The following is a 1,317-nucleotide window of genomic DNA, read 5'->3' on the forward strand; positions in this document are numbered from 1 at the left end:
CTTCCCACTATGACCCAGTCGGTCAAGTAACCAAGCGAACTATCAATGGCAAGCGGGAGACCAGTTATAGCTACGACCCCAATGGCAACCTCCTCGAGGAAACCAATCCCCTGGGGCAAGTGACCAAACGGACCTATGATGCCCTTAATCGCTTGACCAGTGAGAGTGATACCGCAGGTCAACTCAACCTCTACAGCTATGACCATGACAACCATGTGACCAAGGTTATGAATGAAGCGGGTGGTCAAGCCACCATGACCTATGACGGCAATGGGAATCTAACCAGTGTCTTATCTGGTAGTGAGCGCATCAAGAGCTATAGCTATGACCTGAAAGACCAGTTGATTTCAGCTACTCAAGGGTTAGGTGACCAGGCGTCAACCTCCACCTATACCTATGACGCTGTGGGGAATATGACCTCTATCACCAACGGCAATGGTAAGGTCACGACTTACACCTATGACCAACTCTCCAATGTCATTGAGCGGATGACTGCTCTTGGCGACAAGGAAACCTACAGCTACAACATCAATCACCAACTTGAGAAAGTCACCAAAGCCGATGGAGAGACCATCACCTATGACTACAACAAGCTGGATCAACTGCTCACCGTAGACTATTCTAAGAAAGAAGACGGTCACGTCCTCTATACCTATGATGTGGACGGCCGCCGTGTGTCTATGAGTGACCTGACAGGGACTACTCATTACGAGACCAACCTGGAGGGTGAAATCATCGGTGTTCGTCAGGGCGATGGCAGTCTCATTCAGTACGACTATGATGACTTTGGCAATATCAGCCAGATGACCTATCCAGACGGAAGCACCGTTTCCTACACCTATGATGAGCTGGACCGCTTGACCTCTGTGACGGATGTCAAAGGGCTCAAAACGACCTATACCTACAGCGAAGCAGGGGATATGACCGAAGTCAAACGTGGGGATGGGACCAAGAGCTTCTTGACCTATGACAGGGCGCACCGTGTGACAGACCTCCGTCATGTGGACAAGAAGAACAAGCTGATTTCTAGCTACACCTACGAGTACGACGATGGGAATTACATCACCAAGGAAACCATCACACAGGACGGCGAAACCATTATTCAAGCCTACACCTATGACAGCCTGGGACAAGTAGAGACCATGACGGTCTCTGATAAGGCTGGCAAAGAGCTGTCCAAGCTCACCTATACCTACGACTTGGCTGGAAACAAGCTGACTAGTACAGAAGAAGTGGACGGTAAGGAAGAAAAGACTACCTATACTTATGATGACAATAACCGCTTGACCCAGTTGGAGAACAAGGACGGCACTACCA

General features: G+C 49.5%; 1 pseudogene. It reads left to right on the forward strand.

What is annotated here, in order from left to right:
- Positions 1-1,317, forward strand: a pseudogene (locus E4T79_RS10685) (RHS repeat protein); the annotation flags it as partial.

Source organism: Streptococcus sp. LYSM12 (assembly GCF_004569635.1).
Lineage (GTDB): Bacteria > Bacillota > Bacilli > Lactobacillales > Streptococcaceae > Streptococcus.